This window comes from Rhodococcus sp. WY5 (genome assembly GCF_018588185.1).
GTDB lineage: Bacteria > Actinomycetota > Actinomycetes > Mycobacteriales > Mycobacteriaceae > Rhodococcus_F > Rhodococcus_F qingshengii.
The window spans coordinates 2,085,325-2,104,439 of record NZ_JAAMPR010000001.1; the positions used below are offsets into that span (position 1 = coordinate 2,085,325).

Genomic DNA, 19,115 nt, shown 5'->3' on the forward strand with positions numbered 1-19,115 from the left:
AATGTTCCGAGGCCGAAAACATCTTCCGGGTAGGTCAGTTCGCCGGAACCCCGACGACGCCGTCCGCGATCAGCGTCGAGGCGTGATCGGCGTTGGTTCCGAGGATGTCGGCGAGCACCGCGATCGAATCGCCGCCGACCTCGGAGGCGGGTCCGGTACCCAGGTGTGCGCCGTCGAACGAGGCAGGATTGGCGGCAGCCAGGTAGCTTCCGATTCGAGGTTGATCGAGTGCGGAGAACATCGGGTTGTTCTCCAGTTCGCCAGATTTCACCACTTCCTCGAAACTGCGGTACCTCTCGAACAGAACCGACGATGTGTCCAGCGCTGCAGCGATCTCGGCGCCGCTGTGTTCCCGGAACCAATGTGAGAACAGAGCAGTGAGTACCTCTCGATGACGGTAGCGATCCGCTTCGGTGGAGAAGTCGGCTCCGAGTGCAGCTTCGACAGCGTCGACAGCCGCCGTGGTGCCGGTGACCGACGCAAGGTCGCGGAAATGGCGGGTAGTGAGTGCAACGATCATGAACCGGTCGTTGTCGCTGGAGACGAAATCGATTCCGTACGTGCCGTAGACGGCGTTTCCGCCGGACTCGCGACTGCGACCGTTCACTTGTACTTCGGTGAGGTAACCGAGGGTTCCCGCGGTGGCCAATGCGACGTCTTCGAGTGGGAGCGTGATCCGAGATCCATGTCTGGTCGAGTCACGTTGGCGCACTGCGGCAGTGATCGACAGGGCGGCGTAGAGCCCGCATGCGACGTCCCAGGCGGGCAGTGCGTGGTTGACAACTCCGGCGTAGTCGGCGGGGCCGGTGATCTGTGGAAATCCCAAGGCGGCGTTGACCGTGTAGTCGACTCCGGGGCTGCCGTCGCGGCGTCCGAGGATCTCGAGGGTGATGACGTCGCTACGCAACTGGGCCAGGGAGTCGTGGCTCATCCACTTACGGCCGCCGGCGTTGGTGACCAGGATTCCGCCGCCAGGTCCCGGCGCCGTGATCAGTTGGCGTATCAGTTCTTGGCCGCGTTCGGCGCGCATGTCCACTGACAGTGACCGTTTGCCTTTGTTGAGTCCGGTCCAGTAGATGCTCTCGCCCTTGTCTGTGACGGGCCAGCGGTTGTAATCGGAGGCACCTCCGATCGGGTCGATCCGGATCACCTCGGCGCCGAGTTGGGAGAGCGTCAGTCCGCACAGCGGCGCGGCGACAAAGCTCGAGACCTCGACGATGCGAAGCCCGGACAGCGGGCCTGGGCTCTGAGTCATGTGTGGTCCTCCGTGATAGAAGAGTGTGTGCTCATGCCATCAACACGGTGAAACGCCAGTCGAGAACCGGAGTTTGTGTTGCAGAAGCATTGTGGGAGAACACGAGCGAACGCAGTTGCACTGCGGTTCCGTGTTCGAGGGGCGACGAGTTTTCGACGTGCAGTTCGCTCGTGAGGGTATCGCCCTCGTGAACGGGTCCGGTGTGATCGCACGAGTGCCACCCGAGAACCGTCACCACGTTGGGCAGAGCGCGAGTCGCCTGGGCGAGTGCGATCCCGATGGTGTGGCCGCCGTAGACGAGGCGACCGTGGGCGCCGACGCGATCGTCGTGGTGCGTCGCTGCGATGTTCAAGCTCAGCCGGGCAAGTTCGGGTGCGCTGGAGACGACGTCGCCGCTGCTGTGGAAGACGGAGCCCACCAAATCGGAATCGAAGTGCCTGCCGGGTACCCGCTCTCGATACGTGTCGAGGTCCCAACCGTCAGGTGATACGTACGGAGCCGGTTCGGACGGACCGATCGCCCCGAGGTCGTCGGCGTGGCGAGTTCTCGCCTCGATCGGGTCGGGGCTCAGGGGGAGCATGGCGCAGCGGTAGAAGTCGAGGACCGTGTTGCCGTTCTGATCAGCAGACGTCATCCGTAGCGCGGCAAGTCCGGTGGCGCCGCGTCCCGGCTTGGCCGAGTTCTCGCGTAGACCGACAACCTCGGTGCGCGTGTACAGGGTGTCACCGAGTACCGGGAAACGGTGGAATCGCAGTCCACGGTAGAAGAGGTTCGCCTTGACGTGGTGTGTGACCACGGTTGACTGGCCGATGGCGATGTCGGTGACCAGTCCTGGATTTGCCACTGGTGCACCGGAACCCGTGACGCTCGACGACAAGTGTGCGTCGAGAGGCAGGCGCATGCGGTCACCGAGGATCGCCTGATGGGAGGCGGCGAGTCCACTGGTCAACGTCACCGCGGGGGCTTCGTCGAAGATCTGACCATGGGTGAGCTCGTCGAAGTACGGGCCTCCCACGTAGTGCTCGCTCATACGGTGACTCCTTCGGCTCGGGCAAGCGTACGACGCGCTGCCACGGCCACAGCTTCGTCGAGCATCTGGCCGTCGAGTTGGGCGGCACCCGAACCCAGGGTTTCGGCTTCTTCGAGTGCGGTCAGTACCCGTCGGGCGTCATTGACGGCGTCGTCCGAAGGAGTGAATGCGGTAGTGGCCGAGTCGATCTGCGCCGGGTGGATGACCCATTTGCCGTCGAACCCGAGAGCGCTGGTCCAGTGCGCGGCGCGGCGGAAAGCGTCGTCGTCGGTGATGCCGAGAAAGGGCCCGTCGATGGCTGCGACGCCGGCTGCGCGGCAGGCGATCAGAATTCTGTCCTGGACGGCAAGCCAGTGTTCAGGCAGTGCCGAGCGTGAACGGCCGAGCGCTGCACCGAGATCGGCGTATCCGATGATCGCGGCTTGGAGACGAGGGGTCGCGCGGGCGATGGAGTCGGCATTCTGGACGCCGAGCGGAGTTTCGATCAGGGCTTGCAGGGTGGTGTGGTGCCCACCGGCAGTGAAGAGGATGTGCTCGGCCTCGAGTAGTTCGTCGGCGGACTCGACCTTCGGGACGATCACGCTCGTCAGCGATTCTCCCAGGGCGCCGCAGGCGATCAGGTCGTCGCGGGCCCATGGTGTGGTCAGGCCGTTGATTCGGACCGAGATGGTGCGCGCCCTACCGAACTCGTGCACCAAGGTGCTCACGAGGGTTCGCGCCAGGTTCTTGTTCGCCGAAGTGACGGCATCTTCGAGGTCGAGAATCACCTCGTCTGCGTTCGAGAAGAGTGCTTTGCGTGCCTTGCGCTCGTCTGAACCCGGCGCGACCAGGGACGCGCGACGTCTGGTGGCGCGGTGGTGGTTCTCGTCCATAGTGTGTCGATTACCTCGATCTGGAAATCAAATGTACGGCCAGTTGTGAAGTGGATGAGCTGCCGTGAACGGCGTTGATGTGCACCGAACTGCCTCGATGCTGGCAGTTGCTGCGTATCGATGTCAAGGCGCGGTATTGACATTGCGCGAACAATATCGAAATATGGCCGTACAAACTTATTTCAAGTCGAGGCGGATTAATGCTCAAGCTCAACGACGAAGAGACATTCCTGATCGAAACCGTGCGCCGGTTCGTCGACCGAGAGGTCAAGCCCACGGTCCAGGAGGTGGAGCACGCGAACGAGTATCCCGAGAAGTGGATCGATCAGATGAAGCAGATCGGGATCTACGGGCTCGCGATTCCCGAGGAGTACGGCGGATCGCCGGTGTCCATGCCCTGTTATGCGCAGGTGACGCAGGAACTGTCACGCGGATGGATGTCCCTGGCGGGGGCGATGGGCGGTCACACGGTGGTCGCGAAACTCATCTCGCTGTTCGGTACCGAAGAGCAGAAGGTGAAGTACCTGCCGCGAATGGCAACCGGCGAGATCCGGGCAACGATGGCCCTCACCGAGCCCGGCGGAGGTTCCGATCTGCAGGCCATGACAACCAACGCCAAGAGCGACGGCACAGATCTGGTCGTCAACGGAGCCAAGACATGGATCACCAATGCCCGCCGATCCGGCGTGATCGCCTTGCTGTGCAAGACCGATCCAAGCGCAAGCCCTCGTCATGCGGGCATCTCGATCGTTCTCGTCGAGCACGGCGAAGGGCTGACCGTCTCCCGCGACCTCCCGAAGCTCGGATACAAGGGCGTCGAGAGTTGTGAACTGTCCTTCGACAATTACCGCATCTCCGAGTCGGCCATTCTGGGCGGTACTCCCGGAAAGGGCTTCGGGCAGATGATGAAGGGGCTCGAGACCGGCCGTATCCAGGTGGCTTGCCGCGCACTGGGCGTCGCCACGGCCGCACTCGAAGATTCACTTGCGTACGCGCAGCAGCGCGAGAGCTTCGGCCAGCCGATCTGGAAGCACCAGTCGATCGGCAATTACCTTGCCGACATGGCAACGAAGCTGACGGCCGCACGGCAGCTGACGTGGCACGCGGCGCAGATGTACGACAGTGGGGAGCGGTGCGACATGGAGGCAGGCATGGCCAAGCTGTACGCCTCCGAGGTGGCGATGGAAATCGCTTTGTCCGCCGTCCGCATCCACGGCGGTTACGGCTACTCGACGGAGTACGACGTCGAGCGGTATTTCCGTGATGCACCACTGATGATCGTCGGGGAGGGAACCAACGAAATTCAGCGCAACGTGATCGTTTCGCAGCTGGTTGCCCGCGGCGGTCTGTGACGGACCGGTGAGCAAGTAGGATCATGTCGCTATGAGCGGTAAGGAAAGAGAGACGGAGCCGGCGTACCAACGCCTCTCTCGTGAGCTTCGTCAGCAGATCTCTGCCGGTACCTACCGCGACGGCATTCAACTGCCCACCGAATCCGAACTGGCGCAGCATCACGGCGTGAGTCGGCAGACGGTCCGCCGAGCCTTTCACGATCTGGTTGCCGAGGGCATCGTGTACCGAGTACCCGGGCGCGGAACGTTCGTGACCGAGAACAGCGGCCGCTATCTCCGTCATCTCGGATCCATCGAAGATCTCATGAACCTTTCGCGGGACACGACGATGGAAGTTGTGTCACCGCTGCAACGGCGCGTGGACATCGAGGCGGCCAGTCGGCTTCGGCTCGACACCGACGTCGTGTACACCGTGGTCTTCCGGCGGATACACGAGGGAGTTCCGTTCGTGCAGACGACGGCGCATCTGCCGGAGGCGATCGCGCGGCAGATCGTCGACCTGCCCGCCATGGCGGCCGGTGCGGTGAGCGCCAATACGGTGATCGGCTTGCTGGAACCGCTGATCGACAGTCCGATTGTCGAAGCAGCACAATCGATCACGGTGTCCCCGGCCACGGCGGACGTTGCCAGGGACGTTGATTGCGAAATCGGCCACGCCATGTTGCGGGTGGACCGTTTGTACTCCAACGCGCAGGGCGTTGCCAACGAGTTGTCGGTGAGCTATTTCTTGCCGGAGCAGTACACGTATCGGGTCACGCTGCGCCGCGGCGCACATTGACGCTGCGCCGCGGCGCACATTAACGCCTCACTTTTCTTTGCTGTTCAACACCTTTCAGGAGAGAACTATGCGAATTTTCAACGGAATCGACGAAGTAGAGACGGCTGTCGGTGAGCACTTGGGCTACAGCGCGTGGTTCCCGGTCACACAGGACCGGATCGACAAGTTCGCCGACGCCACCGAGGATCACCAGTGGATTCACGTGGATCCCGAGCGCGCAGCGCAGGGTCCGTACGGCGGCACCATCGCCCACGGCTATCTGACTCTTTCGTTGTTGCCGGTGCTCGGCGCTCAGGTGATGCGTGTCGACGGAATCTCCATGACCGTGAACTACGGAAGCAACAAGGTGCGATTCCCCGAACCGGTCAAGGTCGGTTCTTCGGTGCGGGCAGGTGCGGAGATTCTTTCCTTCGAGCGCACCGCGAAGGGCGCGACGATAGTCGTGCGGTACACGATCGAAATCGAAGGAGCGGGTAAACCTGCGCTGGTAGCGGATACCGTGCGCCTGTTGGTCTCCTGAATCCTTTTCCATTCTTCCAGAACGAGATTCGAGGTCAGTTGTGAAACGAGCAGCATTGGTCGCGCCGGTCAGAACCGCGGTGGGCCGTTTCGGAGGGGCACTTCGTGACGTGCCTGCGGAAAGTCTGGCTGCCACCGTCGTCAAGGAGACCGTGCGTCGTAGCGGAATCGATCCGTCCCGCATCGACGACGTCGCGATGGGGCAGTCGTATGCCAATTCGGAGGCACCGTGCATCGGAAGGTGGGCGGCGCTCGAGGCCGGGTTGCCGATTTCGGTAGCCGGCTTCCAGACGGATCGCCGATGTGGAACGGGTCTGCAGGCCATCGTTTCCGCGGCCATGATGGTCCAGACGGGTGCGGCCGACGTGGTTCTCGCGGGTGGCGTCGAATCGATGAGCGGGATCGAGCACTACACCACCGGAGCGCGGTGGGGCACCAGATCCGGTGGGCTGCAACTGTTCGACCGCCTCGATCGTGGCCGCGAGCGCTCGCAACCCGAGTGGCGATTCGGTCGGATCAGCGGAATGATCGAAACGGCCGAGAACGTCGCGACACGCTGCGGGATCACGCGGGAAGAGTCGGACGCCTTCGCCGTCGACAGTCACCGAAAAGCAACACTGGCAAGAGAAGCCGGCCGATTCGATGCTGAAATCGTCGCCGTCGAACAGACGGATCGAAAAGGGAACGTCACACAGTTTCGTGCTGACGAGGGGATCCGTCCGGATACCTCACTCGAAACCTTGGCACGGCTGCGTGCGGTGACCGAGGGAGGCGTCGTGACCGCCGGTAACGCCAGCCAGCAGAATGACGCTGCGGCAGCGATGTTGGTGGTCGCCGAGGATCGTCTGGACGAGCTGGGGCTGGAACCCATCGGGTTCCTCGACAGCTGGGCCGCGGCCGGTTGTGAACCGGCGCTGATGGGCCTCGGGCCGGTTGCCGCCGTCTCGAAACTGTTTGCTCGCACCGGGGCAGGCTTTGCCGATTTCGATCTGGTCGAGCTGAACGAGGCGTTTGCGTGCCAGGTTCTCGGCGTCGTGAAGGAATGGGGATTCGAGGACCTCGATCGCCTGAACGTCAACGGTTCCGGCATCTCGCTCGGGCATCCTGTGGGAGCGACGGGTGCGCGTATGGCAACAACCGCGCTTCACGAACTCGGCCGACGCGGCGGCGGAAAAGCGCTGTTGACCATGTGTATCGGCGGTGGCCAGGGTATGGCGGCCGTGGTGGAGTCCGCCTGACGAGGTTCGCTTCTGGGTACACTTGCGGCGGGGGATCGGAAGTTCTACGGAGGCAGTCGGTTGACGAATGCAGGCGCAGCAGACACCAGTGGCGCGCTGAGCGTCGAGGATGTTCGTCGCGCCAGGGCCGCACTCGAGGGTTTGGACGTCACCAGTTGGTCCGGTCGCTTCGAGCTTCTCTCCGACACCAATCGTCTGCGTCTGTTGCTCTGCCTTCATCACGCACCGGGTATCTGCGTCACGGATTTGTCCGTGGCGCTGGGGATGAGCGGCACAGCCGTCTCACATGCGCTGCGGCTACTGCGTAGCCAGGGGTGGGTGAGCGCGACCCGCGACGGCCGATCGATGCGATACCAACTGGCGGACGACACCGTTCACCAGCTGCTGCATTCGATCGGCGCCACACATTTTCACGACGAGACACCCACCCCCGGGCACACGCACAGCTGAGCGCTACTCAAGGAGTCGCGAAGAACTTCTCGACGGCCGGCGCAGCGTTCGGGTTTCCGTTGGTGATTCCTGCGCCGACTCCGGCAACCGTGCCGATGACTCCACCGACGATGCAGCCGGCGATGAAGTTCGGGAAGATCGACAGGCAGCCGATTCCGACGCCGAGGTTGGCTCCGATCAGGGTCGACTGCAGACCACCGTTGTTCCAGCCGATATTGACCTCGTTGGCCATCGTGTCGAACGCGGCCTGCTTCGGATCGTTACCGGGGAAGAGCATCAACGCCGCCTGGCTGTTCGACTCTGCGGTCGGTGTCAGTAGGGGTTGGGACGGATCGAAGCCCGCATTCGGGGGCGCTGCGACCGCGGTGCCGGCTCCGGCGCCGACTGCGGCGACGACGAGAACGGACATGGTGAGAGTTCGGGACAGTTTCATGGGGACGGCCAATCTGTCTGTGTGGAACCAGTCGTGAATGGTGGCGGTGCAGTTCGTTAACCAGAACTCCACCGTCTGGATCGATCGTGCGGACCTCCTCGGGCACAACGGGACCCGTCGTCTCCGCGCGACGGGCCGTGTTTGGTGGCTACCCGACTCCGAGTGCCCTGAAACCGCCTAGTCTCATTCGTTTTTCGACAACCGCGCACGCAATTCTTCGACCTCGGCAGTAAGCCGATCTACCTCGGCTTGCAGGGGTTGGCGTGCCAGAGCGAGGGATTCGTCCATGCGCTCCTTGTCGAAGCGTGGCGTGATGTTTCGACTGCAGTTCCAGTCGAACGCTTCGACGTCGATGACGATGGAACGCTGGGCTTTTGCCGTCATGGTGCCGCCGGGGACTTGCAAGAGCTGTTGCAGTAGTGCAGGGTCCTCGTCCGCTTCGATCACCTGCGCACGCCCGTAGATCTTCAATCTCGTTCGCGTCGGGTAATCGATGACGAACAGCGAGATGCGATTGTTCTCTTCCAGATTGCCGAGCGTCACGAATTGCTGATTGCCGGGGAGATCGGCGAATCCGATTCGATTCGGGCCCAACACATGCAGGAATCCGCGCGGGCCGCCGCGATGTTGGACGTACGGCCAACCGTCGGGCGTCACCGTGGACATGAAGAAGGAATCCACGGATTTCACGAATCCCTGCGCGCGGAAATCGAATTCCATCGGGCCTTCGTCGGGCTGATCGAGTTTCGAACCGTACACGGTGAAACTTCCGGTCGACCGCTGACGCTCCACCGCAGCGGGGGAGAAGGCGATGTGTGCGTATCGGGTCGACATTTTCCAACTCCTGATGCTCAGTGCCAACGGTGGTCGGCAACGGCAGTTCGCGGACCGAACTTGGGTTTGACGGCTTGCCCGCTGACCTGCAGGAGCCTCACGGCGCGGTATCGATGCGGTTGAAGGGGAGCGAGGTACTGCACCATCTCGGCGTCGTCGATCGGTTCACCCAGCAGTGACCACCCGACGACGGCAGCGAGGTGGTAGTCGCCGACCGAGAGTGCATCTGAATCGCCGAATGCACGCTGAGCCACTTCGGCGGCAGTCCAGATCCCGACGCCGGGTACCGCTCGCAACCGTTTGGTCGCCTCGGTTCTGGGGAACGTGGATGCCTGCTCGAGGCGGTCGGCGACGCGAGCGCACTGAACGATCGTCTTGGACCTCGTTGGATCGACGTTCGCGCGATGGAATTCCCATGACGGCATTCGACGCCATTGGTCCGCGGTGAGTGGAACTCGCATTCCGTCGGGCGCGGGGCCGGGTGGGCGCTCCCCGAACTTGGTCAGCAGGCGGCGCCACGCGGCAAATGCGTCGATGCCGTGGACTCGTTGCTCGAGGATCGCGGGAACGAGAGCTTCCATGACGCGGCCGGTGCGGCCGATGCGCAGATGAGGGAAGCGTCGATGAGCTTCGGCGAGCTTGGGATGTTCGGGGGCAAAATCTTCGGCCTCGTCGTCGAGACCGAGCAGCGCTTCGGCGCCGGTCAGGAATTCCGTGGCGCCGGGACCCCAGGCCTGTACCCGGACCGTATGGCGATCCGACTGGGTGATGCGGTAGGTCACAGGACCCGAAAGTTGGCGGGAAACTCGCCAGATCGCTCCGTCGGCTGACCGTCGATGTGCGGGGTCGCCGGGTCCGCGCTGATGCGGGCTGAGCGTCAGCGCGGCATCGAGTGGTCGCTGAGAAGTCACCGTGACTTCGTCGACCGGAGATAGCGGCGTCATCGAGGTCAGCGTATCGCCACCGTCCATCCTCCGTTAAGGCGTGTGTCGGTGACGCAACGTATTGTCCGAGCCATGATCATCGTGAGCACCGACGGATCCTGTCTGCGAAACCCCGGTGGGGCTATCGGCTGGGCGTGGGTCAATCACGAGGGTCCGAGCATGTCCGGCGGAGAAGCGTCCGGTACCAATCAGATTGCCGAGTTGCGTGCGCTCTTCGAGGCCGTCGTCGCCCATCCCGGTGCTGATCCTCTGCTCATCGAATCCGACTCGCAGTACGCCATCAAGTGCGCGTCGGAATGGCTGCCGAGTTGGAAGCGCAAGGGCTGGAAGACCGCGAGCGGCGGGGCGGTCAAGAACCTCGATCTGGTGCAGAGTATCGATCGAGCCATCACCGATCGTGTCGGACCGGTGCGCTTTCGCTGGGTGCGCGGGCACGTCGGCAACCACTACAACGAAATGGCAGACAAGCTGGCCGGCGAAGCCGCACGCGCCATCGTCTCGGGGGACATCGCATCGGTGCCGCTTGCTGCCCCGGTGAAGAAGGAACCGACCGCCGTGAACTCCCCCTACAAGGAGAAGTCCACGACGGCCGAAGAACCGGCAGATCTGTTCACACTTTTCTGAGCGGTTCAGAATCCGTCGGCAACCTGAACCAGCGCCCGGCCGGTGTACTTGCCTTCGCGGACCTGATCGATCACCGAGACGACGTCGCGGACGGCAACGAGGTTCGTGATCTCCTTCAGATGACGTGGGGCCAAGTCGGAGCCCAGCCGGGTCCACAGCGCGCGACGGGGTTCGATCGGCATCAATACCGAGTCCATGCCCAGCAGTGAGACTCCGCGGAGAATGAACGGCAGCACGGTCGTAGGCAGCGCGGCGCCGCCGGTCAATCCGCTGGCAGCGACAACACCGCCGTAGTTGATCGTGCTCAGAACGTGAGCGAGGGTCTTTCCACCGACGCAGTCGACGGCCGCCGCCCACTGAGATTTTCCGAGCGGGCGAGGCTTGGCGTCGGGATCCTCGGGGAGCCGGCCGATCACCGAAGACGCACCGAGTGACGTCAGAAGGTCTGCCGCGCCGGGCTTACCGCTGGAGGCGACCACGTCGAAGCCTGCGCTTGCCAGAAGGTCGACGCTGACGGTGCCGACTCCGCCGCTCGCGCCAGTCACCAGGACGGGACCGTCGGCTGGCTTCACTCCGCTGGCCAGAATGGCTTGGACGCTCATGGCTGCGGTGAATCCTGCCGTGCCGATCGCGGCAGCGTCGGCGGTGGAAATGCCGTCGAGCTTCACGACCCACTCGGCAGGCAAACGGGCGATCTCGGCGTAGCCGCCGTTGCGGGCGGTCCCGATCTCGTAGCCATGTGCGACGACCTTGTCTCCCGGGGCGAATGCGTCGGACTCGGAGGCAATGACCTCGCCGGCGACGTCGATGCCGGGGACGATCGGGTACTCGCGAACCACCCCGCCTTTCGGCGTGACCGCGAGCGCGTCCTTGTAGTTGACGCTCGAATACTCGACGCGAATGGTGACCTCACCTGCCGGGAGGAAGGATTCGTCGACGGTTTCGGGGGCGAAGTCGATGGTGCCGTCGCTGTCGCGGGCGACCCAGGCGTTGAAAGTAGTCATGGGTCGAACATAAAGGCCTTCGGCCCTGTGCGCCTTTTTGGTAGTGCGAACTACCGGAAAGGCGCACAGGGGCGGAGTCCCTAGATCAAGCTGCCCTCATGCACCGCTCGATCGAACGCCGGTAGCGGGCCACCGGCGCGCAGGGTAGTTGCCAATGCAGGATCGGCGAGATGGAGACGGCCGATCGCGATCAGATCGAACTCTCCGCTGCCGATGCGCTCCTCGAGCTGTGGGATGTTGTCGACTACAGGTGCGACGCCTTCGATGCGGCTGTCCCGCAGCGACTTTCCGATACCAACGCTGCCGACGGCCATCGTGACGGCGCCGGTCAGCTTCTTCGCCCAACCCGCCAACGAGAGATCGCTGCCTTCGAAGGCCGGCACGTCGAAACGCCTGATGCTGGCGTCGAGAACGTCGACTCCGGCGTCGACCAGCGCGCCCAGGATGACGCCCAACTCTTCGGGGGTTTCCGCGATCTTCGCGGTGAAATCCTGCTGCTTGTGCTGTGAGAAACGGTAGATGATCGGCAGATCCGGTCCGATGGCTGCGCGGATCGCGGCGACGACGGCGGCCGGGAACCTGGTTCGACGCTCCAGGTCGCCTCCCCACGCGTCGTCGCGCTGGTTGGTGCCCTCCCAGAAGAAGGAATCGAGGAGATAGCCGTGACCGCCGTGGATCGCGATGCCGTCGAAGCCGAGTTCGACGGCGTGCTTCGCGCTACGGACGTACGCGTCGATGACGTCCTGGATGTCCTGCTCGGTCATCGCTTCGGTGCTGGCCTGTGCGCGTTCGACGTAGGCAGCGGAGTACGAGGTGACGCCGAGCGGGCCCCACTCGCCTGAGGGGCGCATCGGCTTGAGTGAGGGGTCCATCTGCGTCATCGCGCCCCACAAAGGTCCGACGTGCCAGAGCTGAGGCACGATCTTGCCGCCCGCAGCGTGCACATCGTCGACTACCTTCCGCCATCCGGCCTGAGCAGCGGGAGTGTGGAGGTTGGGGACGTTGGCGTGGTCGACAGCAGTCTCGTGATCGATCGCGACGCCTTCGGTGACGATCAGTCCGGTGCCGCCCTCAGCTCGTCGGCGGTAGTACTCGGCGACGTCCCAGCCAGGCACGCCCTCGATGGAGTACGTGCGCGTCATCGGCGACATGACTATGCGGTTGGACAGTTCGAGCGAACGGATGCGGAGCGGTTGGAACAGCGGGTTGGTCACTTCGTCACAGCGCTTTCATGAATCGGAAGAATCCGGGGTCCTGGTCGACACGGAGCCGGGTGAGGGTTCGGTAGCTGATCAGCCACTTGCCGTCTTCTTTGCGGTATTTCTCGTGGTAGTGGCCGTAGCCGTGTAGGTGCAGTTCTTTCTCGCCGTCGTTCCACCACAGCATGTCCTCCATCGCCCAGATGCCGGTTGCGGTGGTGGGCGAGGTCAGCACGATTTCGGGAGTGTGTGCGTGGTGCGCCGTGGTGAGGGGGATGTCGCCGTCGAGCATGTTCCGAATTGCCGCGGTGAGTTTGTCGATGCCCACTACCTGGTTCGAGGTGTCGCCGGTCTTGGGTTGCTTGTCTGTCGGGAGTCCGCCCCACGTCTCGCTGACGACGTCTGCGGTGTGCAGGGTTGGGTAGACGTGCCACTGCTTGGTGTCCATGCAGCGTAGGCGCGCGGCGAACACACGCTTGATTTCCTCGATTGCGAGCAGTTCCTCGACGGCACTGATCGACCCCACTTCGGACTCGGCCTGAGACATTCAACCTCCAACGGTGATCGGCAAGATGGGTTCACATTCGGGTGCTCCGGGCGGGCCGTCAACGACCTGTCCCGGTGAGCGCGACGGCACTCGGTATGGTCGAGCGAACGAAAGGGGTGTCAGACGTGTGTACCGAAGAGGTCCCATCGACTGGACCGGAGGAGATCGCCGAGGTTCGGGCTTTTTGGCGCGAGTTGGGTGTTCCTGGCGTGATCGACGTCCATACCCATTTCATGCCGAAGAGCGTCATGGACAAGGTGTGGGGCTACTTCGATTCGGCGGGACCGATGATCGGTCGACCTTGGCCGATCGCGTACCGACTTGCCGAGGAGGAGCGGGTACACCGTCTCCGCGAGTTCGGTGTCCGGGCTTTCACGTCGATGATCTACCCGCACAAGCACGCGATGGCCGAGTGGCTCAATCAGTGGGCCGTCGAATTTGCCGCGCAAACGCCCGATTGCCTGCACACGGCCACGTTCTATCCCGAGGAGTCGGCGGCGTCGTACGTCGGCAAGGCATTGGAGTCGGGCGCGCGAATCTTCAAGTCCCACATCCAGGTCGGAAACTACGACCCGAACGACCCTCTGCTCGACAAGGTCTGGGGTCAGCTCGAGGACTCCGAGACGCCCATCGTGATCCATTGTGGATCGGGACCGGCGCCGGGGGAGTACACGGGACCTGATCGCATTGCTTCGCTGCTCGCACGGTACCCGCGCCTGTCGTTGATCGTCGCCCACATGGGGATGCCCGAGTACAGCGAATTCCTCGATCTGGCAGAGGCTTACGGCAATGTCCGCCTGGATACGACCATGGCGTTCACCGACTTCACGGAAGAGCAGTGTGCCTTCCCGAAGGCGGACGTATCACGGCTCGTCGACATGCAGGACCGGATTCTGTTCGGTAGCGACTTCCCGAACATTCCGTACCCGTATCTCACGGCCTTGCAAGCGGTTACGCGCTTCGATCTCGGAGACGAATGGCTGCGAGCCGTCGTGCACGACAACGCCGCCAAGCTCTTCTCGGTGAGCTGAGCTCACCGAGAAGAACTTCGACTCAGCGCAGTTTGATGCTGCCGCCGTCGGCCATCAACGTCTGACCCGTCATGTACTTGGAATCGTCGCTCGCCAGGAACACCACGACGGGAGCGATGTCGGTTTCGGGATCACCGATGCGTCCGAGAGGCACCTTGGCAACCGATGCGGCTGCGCGCTCAGGGAAGGCTTCCTGCCACTTGACGACGCCTTCGGTGGCGGCGAACGGGCAGACCACGTTGACCCGAATGCCTTCCGGCGCCCACTCGTTGGCGACGACGCGCGTCAGGCCTCGCACAGCTTCCTTGGCCGCAGCGTAGGACGTCTGGGTCGGCATTCCGTCCAAACCTGAACCCGACGCGAAGTTGACGACGGAACCCTTGGTCTTCGCGAGTTCGTCGTGGCACGCCTGCATGAGGTGGACAACGGGGTAGAAACCGGTGTTGAAGGACAGGTCGAACATGTCCTGCGTGGTTTCGAGCAACGGAGCCTGACGGGACGCGTGAGCGTTGTTCACCAGGATGTCGAGCTTGCCGAAAGCCTCGAGCGCGGCGTCACGGATCTGCTCGGCCGAACCGGCGGCAGCAAGGTCGACGTTCAGGAACTTGCCGGAGCCGGCCAGTTCTTGTTCGAGGGCCTGGCCCTGCTCGTCGTTGATGTCGACGAACAGGACCTTCGCGCCTTCACGGGCGAAGACTCGGGTGATGGCACGACCGATTCCACCGGCGCCGCCGGTGACGATCGCTACCTTGCCGTTCAACCTCATGAAACGCTCCTCTTCGTAAGTGCTGCTCAAACTGTTGCGGTCTCGTCGACTGCAAGTGCAATCTTTTCGAGGCCGGCGATGCTGTAGGCGGCGTAGGTCTCGTACGGCCCACGGCCGGAGAAGTAAGACGAGAGCTGGCCACCGAGTTCTTCGACGGTGAACGCGGATCCGGCTGCGTCGAAACGGTTCTCGACCTTGGGTGCTTCCATCAACGCCACCATCTTGCCGTAGACGACGAAGACCTGTCCGTTGATCTCGTCGGAATCGGGGGATGCGAGGTAGCTGACCAGGGTCGCGACGCGCTCGGGTGCAAGCGGATCGAGGCCGACGACGCCGGTGTTGTTCTCGCCGAAGGCTTCTGCCGTCATGGCGGTGCGGGCACGGGGGCAGATCGCGTTGGTGCGGACGCCGTAGCGGGAGAGACCTGCTGCGCTCGAGAGCGTCAGAGCGGTGATGCCGGCCTTGGCTGCCGAGTAGTTGGGCTGTCCGGCGCTGCCGAAGAGGAAGGCCTCGGAAGAGGTGTTGATGATGCGGCCGTAGACCGGTGCGTCGGCTGCCTTGCTGGCTGCGCGCCAGTGGACTGCGGCTGCGTGCGAGGTGGCGGCGTGGCCCTTGAGGTGCACGCGGATGACGTCGTCCCAATCGGATTCGGTCAGGTTGAAGATCATCTTGTCGCGCAGGATGCCTGCATTGTTGACGAGGATGTCGAAGGATCCGAAGTTCTTGACAGCCTCTTCGATGATGCGCCCGCCGAGCGACCAGTCGGAGACGTCGCCGGTGATGGCGAGTGCCTGTCCACCTGCGGCCTTGATCTCGTCGACCACGTCGTTGGCCGCTGCACCCATGTCGTTGACGATGACGGCTGCACCGGCAGCCGCGAGTCCGAGTGCTTCGGCGCGACCCAGGCCGGCGCCGGCGCCGGTGACGGCGGCAACTTTGCCTTCCAAGCTCAGTGATTGCGTCATGTCGTGCTCCTTCGATCCGGGCGGTCGGGTACGTCTTGCAAAATTAGTATTCATTCTAATTTGAAGTCGAGAGTTCGGTAGTCGTTCCGAAAAAATCATTCGAGCGAAATCAGAATTAGTTCTAGTTTTGAACAGAAGTTTGGCCGACTGAGGAGGAGTCTCACTCAGCGGGAGCGGTGATCTGGGTCACGAGCGCTGCATGCCACCTTGGGGCGACGCGGCGATCCCACCGCGTACGCGTTTGCGTCACCACCGATCCGCTCAGTTCTCGGCCGCATTCGTCGGCTCCAGGGTCGGATAGTTCTCACCGAAAACGCAGTACGGTCGGCCCTGAATTCACCGGGCCGGACATCAAGGAAGGCACCAGCAGTGTCACTGAATTTGGCAGATCTGTACGAGGGCATCTCGGATCTGATTCCGGACCGCACGGCGCTCGTGTGCGATGGTCGTCGTCGCACCTACGTCGAGCTGGACGAGGGCTCGAATCGCATCGCCCGCCACCTGGCGAGTGTCGGTGTCGGGCCCGGCGATCACGTTGCTCTGCACATGCGCAACAGCATCGAGTTCGTCGAGAGTTTGCTCGGGTGCCTCAAGATTCGTGCGGTCCCGATCAACGTCAACTATCGCTACGTCGACGCCGAACTGACCTATCTGTACAACGATTCGCAGTCGGTGGCACTGATCGTGGACGAGGAGTTCGTTTCCGTCGTGGAGACGGTTCTCCCGGCCGCGCCCGGCATCAAGCACGTCGTTGTCGTCGGCAAGTCCGTGGTCCGCGATATCGAAGGTGTCGACGTCGTTGGATACGCCGACGCTGCCGCGGAGCAGCCCGCCACTCGTGACTTCGCGCCCCGCAGCAACGACGACCTCTTCGTCATCTACACCGGCGGCACGACAGGGATGCCCAAGGGTGTCATGTGGCGTCATGAAGACTTCTACTTCGCGGCGCTCACCGGCGGAAATCCGTTCGGTCCGCCGCACACGACCGCTGAGGCTCTGTTCGCCGCGGTGCCGAACGTTCCCGCGATGAACATGCTCAGTACCGCACCCCTGATGCACGGTGCGGCGTCGTACTCGCTGTTCACCGGATTCTTCATGGGCGCCAACGCAATTCTCATGGCGCGGTTCGACGCGAAGACGACGCTGCAGCTCGCCGGAAGTGAGAAGGCCGTCTCCATCACCGTCGTCGGAGACGCGATGGCACGTCCGCTCGCAGACGAATTGGCAGCAAACGCAGCAGATTACGACCTCAGCACGGTCGGAATGGTCTCGTCGGGTGGAGCCTTGTTCTCGCTCTCACTGCGGGAGCAGCTCAAGTCGATGCTTCCGAACCTGGTGATCCGCGACGGATTCGGCTCCTCGGAGTCGGGCGTCGACGGCAATCTGGAGATCGGCGAAGACGGCCTGATGCGCATCGCCGCTCGCGACGAGACCCGCGTCGTGGACGAAAGGATGCGGCCGCTGGAGCCGGGATCGCCCGAGACCGGCTACATCGCTCGCAGCGGTCACGTGCCGGTCGGCTACTTCAATGATCCGGTCAAGACCGCGGCTACGTTCCCGGTGATCGACGGGGTGCGGATGTCGGTGCTCGGCGACGTCGGGCGCGTGGAAGCCGACGGCTCGATCGTCCTGCTGGGGCGTGGTTCTCAGTGCATCAACACCGGCGGGGAGAAGGTGTATCCGGAAGAGGTCGAGCAGGCGCTCAAGAGTCACCCGGCGGTGCTCGACGCTCTGGTCGCGGGAATTCCGGATGCGAAGTTCGGTGAGCGCGTCGCTGCGGTCATCACGACCCGCGAAGGCTTCGACGTCCCGGACGCTGCCGAGATCGGTGAGCATTGCGCGTCGCAGGTCGCTCGGTACAAAGTGCCGCGCACCGTCATGAACGTTCCGTCGATCAGGCGTTCTCCCAGCGGAAAGGCCGACTATCGCTGGGCCAAGGCCACTCTCGCCGAGCAAGTCTCCTAGTCCGGCCGGAGCCGTCCAGCGCGTTTGTGAGGGACGCGTTGGGTGGCTCCGGTGCTCTAGCCTGTCACCGTCAGAACCAGCAGAGCGACGTTGAGTGCAACGATCAAGCCCGCCGCAATCCACGCCGCGACGGTCGTGAGCGGGGCATTGCGCGCGTCGCCCATGAGTTCGGGGTCCGAGGTCATTCGCACCAGCGGGATGATCGCGAAGGGGATGCACAGGCTCAAGACCACTTGGCTGAGCACGAGCGCCAGCGTCGGGTCGACGCCGAGTCCGAGCACGATCAGTGCCGGGATGAGCGTGACGATCCGGCGTGTGATCACCGGAATCCGAATGGCCAGAAGACCATGCATGATCTCGGCGCCGGCCGCGCATCCCACGGAGGTCGACGCGAGTCCGGAGGCGAGGAGGCCGATCGCGAACACCACGGCTACGCCCGGGCCGAGCGAATTCTCGATCGCGGCATGCGCGCCGTCGATGGTGTCGGTGCCGGGTACTCCGCGCAGCGCCGAAGCGGCCAGAAGCAGCATGCCGATGTTCACGCCACCGGCGATGATCAACGCGACGACGACATCCCAACGGGTGACTTTGAGTAGTCGCTGCAACCGTGGGCCGGGTTTGATGTGGCCGTGGCGATCACGTGCCAATGCGGAGTGAAGGTAGATCGCGTGCGGCATGACCGTTGCTCCGAGCATGCTGGCGGCGAGCAGTACGGTCTCGGTTCCTTCGAAGCGGGGGACCAGTCCGGCGACGGCCTCGCTGCCGGAGACGTCGGTGAAGGCGAGCCCGGTCAGGAAGCCGATGGTGATGATGGCCAGCAATCCCATGACCACGAACTCGAAAGTGCGCTGTCCGCGCCGACTTTGGATCGTCAGGATGACCATCGACACGCATCCGGTGATCAGTCCGCCGAGGAAGAGCGGGATGTTGAAGAGCAGGTTGAGTGCGATGGCGCCGCCGATGACTTCGGCGACGTCGGTCGCGATCGCCATCATCTCGGCCTGGAGCCAGAAGGCGCGGCGGTTGTTCTTACGCAGGCGCTGACCCAGCATTTCGGGCAGGGATCTGCCGGAGACGAGACCGAGTTTCGCGGACAGATACTGCACGAGGACGGCCATCGCGTTGGCGAGTACGAGTACCCAGATGAGGAGGTAGCCGTACTTGGCGCCGGCGGTGAGGTTGGCGGCGACGTTGCCCGGATCGACGTACGCGATTGCCGCGACGAACGCCGGACCGAGCAGGGCGATGGATCTCCCCGTGGGTCGTCGGCGCGGAGTCGTCGGCTCTTGCGTACTGGTGCTCATCGGTC

General features: G+C 63.4%; 20 protein-coding genes. 8 read left to right on the forward strand and 12 right to left on the reverse strand.

Annotated elements, in window-relative coordinates; genetic code table 11:
• Positions 1–34 precede the first annotated feature (34 nt).
• From G4D79_RS09665 to G4D79_RS09675, 3 genes are read right to left on the reverse strand one after another with little or no spacing between them, the layout of a single operon-like run.
• Entirely contained in the window at positions 35–1,255 is a 1,221-nt protein-coding gene (locus tag G4D79_RS09665) for a CoA transferase (RefSeq protein WP_099698093.1), read from the reverse strand.
• A 31-nt stretch (positions 1,256–1,286) separates the two neighbouring features.
• On the reverse strand, positions 1,287–2,285 hold the full coding sequence (locus tag G4D79_RS09670) for a MaoC family dehydratase (RefSeq protein ID WP_030537188.1): 999 nt from the start codon (positions 2,283–2,285) through the stop codon (positions 1,287–1,289).
• Entirely contained in the window at positions 2,282–3,157 is an 876-nt protein-coding gene (locus G4D79_RS09675) for a CoA ester lyase (RefSeq protein WP_099698092.1), read from the reverse strand. The genes G4D79_RS09670 and G4D79_RS09675 overlap by 4 nt, the downstream gene beginning before the upstream one ends.
• A gap of 200 nt (positions 3,158–3,357) precedes the next feature.
• Here G4D79_RS09675 and G4D79_RS09680 point away from each other — a divergent pair, with 200 nt between their 5' ends.
• From G4D79_RS09680 to G4D79_RS09700, 5 genes are all read left to right on the forward strand, one after another.
• Positions 3,358–4,509, forward strand: coding sequence for an acyl-CoA dehydrogenase family protein (locus G4D79_RS09680; RefSeq protein ID WP_003940468.1), 1,152 nt, complete (start codon positions 3,358–3,360; stop codon positions 4,507–4,509).
• A 31-nt stretch (positions 4,510–4,540) separates the two neighbouring features.
• Positions 4,541–5,287 carry a GntR family transcriptional regulator gene (locus G4D79_RS09685; RefSeq protein ID WP_099698091.1) on the forward strand — a complete coding sequence of 249 codons (747 nt, stop codon included), beginning with the start codon at positions 4,541–4,543 and terminating at the stop codon, positions 5,285–5,287.
• 67 nt (positions 5,288–5,354) lie between these two features.
• The gene (locus G4D79_RS09690) at positions 5,355–5,807 is read left to right on the forward strand and encodes a MaoC family dehydratase (RefSeq protein ID WP_003940415.1); all 453 of its coding nucleotides are present in this window, start codon (positions 5,355–5,357) and stop codon (positions 5,805–5,807) included.
• A 40-nt stretch (positions 5,808–5,847) separates the two neighbouring features.
• On the forward strand, positions 5,848–7,044 hold the full coding sequence (locus tag G4D79_RS09695) for an acetyl-CoA C-acetyltransferase (RefSeq protein ID WP_099698090.1): 1,197 nt from the start codon (positions 5,848–5,850) through the stop codon (positions 7,042–7,044).
• A gap of 60 nt (positions 7,045–7,104) precedes the next feature.
• Positions 7,105–7,494 (forward strand): metalloregulator ArsR/SmtB family transcription factor, encoded by a 390-nt coding sequence (locus G4D79_RS09700; protein WP_003940184.1) that lies wholly within the window; start codon positions 7,105–7,107, stop codon positions 7,492–7,494.
• A 7-nt stretch (positions 7,495–7,501) separates the two neighbouring features.
• Here the strand turns inward: G4D79_RS09700 and G4D79_RS09705 are convergent, their stop codons facing one another.
• From G4D79_RS09705 to G4D79_RS09715, 3 genes are all read right to left on the reverse strand, one after another.
• The gene (locus G4D79_RS09705) at positions 7,502–7,999 is read right to left on the reverse strand and encodes a hypothetical protein (RefSeq protein ID WP_003940625.1); all 498 of its coding nucleotides are present in this window, start codon (positions 7,997–7,999) and stop codon (positions 7,502–7,504) included.
• Positions 8,000–8,110: 111 nt separating this feature from the next.
• Positions 8,111–8,761: a pyridoxamine 5'-phosphate oxidase family protein gene (locus G4D79_RS09710; RefSeq protein WP_003940212.1), complete on the reverse strand. Its 651-nt coding sequence runs from the start codon at positions 8,759–8,761 to the stop codon at positions 8,111–8,113.
• Between the two features lie 17 nt (positions 8,762–8,778).
• A complete protein-coding gene (locus G4D79_RS09715; protein WP_099698980.1) occupies positions 8,779–9,732 on the reverse strand; it encodes a DNA-3-methyladenine glycosylase in 954 nt (317 codons plus the stop codon).
• A 45-nt stretch (positions 9,733–9,777) separates the two neighbouring features.
• Here G4D79_RS09715 and G4D79_RS09720 point away from each other — a divergent pair, with 45 nt between their 5' ends.
• On the forward strand, positions 9,778–10,329 hold the full coding sequence (locus tag G4D79_RS09720; RefSeq protein WP_099698979.1) for a ribonuclease H: 552 nt from the start codon (positions 9,778–9,780) through the stop codon (positions 10,327–10,329).
• A 5-nt stretch (positions 10,330–10,334) separates the two neighbouring features.
• Here the strand turns inward: G4D79_RS09720 and G4D79_RS09725 are convergent, their stop codons facing one another.
• The 3 genes from G4D79_RS09725 to G4D79_RS09735 form a co-directional block, all read right to left on the reverse strand.
• Entirely contained in the window at positions 10,335–11,333 is a 999-nt protein-coding gene (locus G4D79_RS09725) for an MDR family oxidoreductase (RefSeq protein WP_064074261.1), read from the reverse strand.
• An 80-nt stretch (positions 11,334–11,413) separates the two neighbouring features.
• Positions 11,414–12,547, reverse strand: a complete 1,134-nt coding sequence (locus G4D79_RS09730; protein WP_099698978.1) for a 12-oxophytodienoate reductase — start codon at positions 12,545–12,547, stop codon at positions 11,414–11,416.
• A gap of 4 nt (positions 12,548–12,551) precedes the next feature.
• Positions 12,552–13,079: a nuclear transport factor 2 family protein gene (locus G4D79_RS09735; protein WP_003939692.1), complete on the reverse strand. Its 528-nt coding sequence runs from the start codon at positions 13,077–13,079 to the stop codon at positions 12,552–12,554.
• Between the two features lie 125 nt (positions 13,080–13,204).
• Here G4D79_RS09735 and G4D79_RS09740 point away from each other — a divergent pair, with 125 nt between their 5' ends.
• Complete coding sequence (locus G4D79_RS09740; protein ID WP_003940342.1) at positions 13,205–14,110, forward strand: amidohydrolase family protein; 906 nt, start codon at positions 13,205–13,207, stop codon at positions 14,108–14,110.
• Between the two features lie 22 nt (positions 14,111–14,132).
• On the opposite strand, the gene G4D79_RS09745 is transcribed toward G4D79_RS09740, so the two are convergent.
• Positions 14,133–14,876 carry an SDR family NAD(P)-dependent oxidoreductase gene (locus tag G4D79_RS09745; protein WP_030537180.1) on the reverse strand — a complete coding sequence of 248 codons (744 nt, stop codon included), beginning with the start codon at positions 14,874–14,876 and terminating at the stop codon, positions 14,133–14,135.
• 26 nt (positions 14,877–14,902) lie between these two features.
• On the reverse strand, positions 14,903–15,841 hold the full coding sequence (locus tag G4D79_RS09750; RefSeq protein ID WP_007729451.1) for a 3-oxoacyl-ACP reductase: 939 nt from the start codon (positions 15,839–15,841) through the stop codon (positions 14,903–14,905).
• Between the two features lie 369 nt (positions 15,842–16,210).
• On the opposite strand from G4D79_RS09750, the gene G4D79_RS09755 reads away from it, so the two are divergent.
• Positions 16,211–17,806 carry an acyl-CoA synthetase gene (locus G4D79_RS09755; RefSeq protein ID WP_065351432.1) on the forward strand — a complete coding sequence of 532 codons (1,596 nt, stop codon included), beginning with the start codon at positions 16,211–16,213 and terminating at the stop codon, positions 17,804–17,806.
• Between the two features lie 56 nt (positions 17,807–17,862).
• Here G4D79_RS09755 and G4D79_RS09760 read toward each other — a convergent pair whose 3' ends face one another.
• A complete protein-coding gene (locus G4D79_RS09760) occupies positions 17,863–19,110 on the reverse strand; it encodes an Nramp family divalent metal transporter (protein ID WP_020909201.1) in 1,248 nt (415 codons plus the stop codon).
• Positions 19,111–19,115 lie beyond the last annotated feature (5 nt).

What these genes read in the sequence shown, in the direction of transcription:
- G4D79_RS09665 (WP_099698093.1), bottom strand. Translation starts at nt 1,255, where the DNA reads ATGACTCAGAGCCCAGGCCCGCTGTCCGGGCTTCGCATCGTCGAGGTC.
- G4D79_RS09670 (WP_030537188.1), bottom strand. Translation starts at nt 2,285, where the DNA reads ATGAGCGAGCACTACGTGGGAGGCCCGTACTTCGACGAGCTCACCCAT.
- G4D79_RS09675 (WP_099698092.1), bottom strand. Translation starts at nt 3,157, where the DNA reads ATGGACGAGAACCACCACCGCGCCACCAGACGTCGCGCGTCCCTGGTC.
- G4D79_RS09680 (WP_003940468.1), top strand. Translation starts at nt 3,358, where the DNA reads ATGCTCAAGCTCAACGACGAAGAGACATTCCTGATCGAAACCGTGCGC.
- G4D79_RS09685 (WP_099698091.1), top strand. Translation starts at nt 4,541, where the DNA reads ATGAGCGGTAAGGAAAGAGAGACGGAGCCGGCGTACCAACGCCTCTCT.
- G4D79_RS09690 (WP_003940415.1), top strand. Translation starts at nt 5,355, where the DNA reads ATGCGAATTTTCAACGGAATCGACGAAGTAGAGACGGCTGTCGGTGAG.
- G4D79_RS09710 (WP_003940212.1), bottom strand. Translation starts at nt 8,761, where the DNA reads ATGTCGACCCGATACGCACACATCGCCTTCTCCCCCGCTGCGGTGGAG.
- G4D79_RS09715 (WP_099698980.1), bottom strand. Translation starts at nt 9,732, where the DNA reads ATGGACGGTGGCGATACGCTGACCTCGATGACGCCGCTATCTCCGGTC.
- G4D79_RS09720 (WP_099698979.1), top strand. Translation starts at nt 9,778, where the DNA reads ATGATCATCGTGAGCACCGACGGATCCTGTCTGCGAAACCCCGGTGGG.
- G4D79_RS09725 (WP_064074261.1), bottom strand. Translation starts at nt 11,333, where the DNA reads ATGACTACTTTCAACGCCTGGGTCGCCCGCGACAGCGACGGCACCATC.
- G4D79_RS09735 (WP_003939692.1), bottom strand. Translation starts at nt 13,079, where the DNA reads ATGTCTCAGGCCGAGTCCGAAGTGGGGTCGATCAGTGCCGTCGAGGAA.
- G4D79_RS09745 (WP_030537180.1), bottom strand. Translation starts at nt 14,876, where the DNA reads ATGAGGTTGAACGGCAAGGTAGCGATCGTCACCGGCGGCGCCGGTGGA.
- G4D79_RS09750 (WP_007729451.1), bottom strand. Translation starts at nt 15,841, where the DNA reads ATGACGCAATCACTGAGCTTGGAAGGCAAAGTTGCCGCCGTCACCGGC.
- G4D79_RS09760 (WP_020909201.1), bottom strand. Translation starts at nt 19,110, where the DNA reads ATGAGCACCAGTACGCAAGAGCCGACGACTCCGCGCCGACGACCCACG.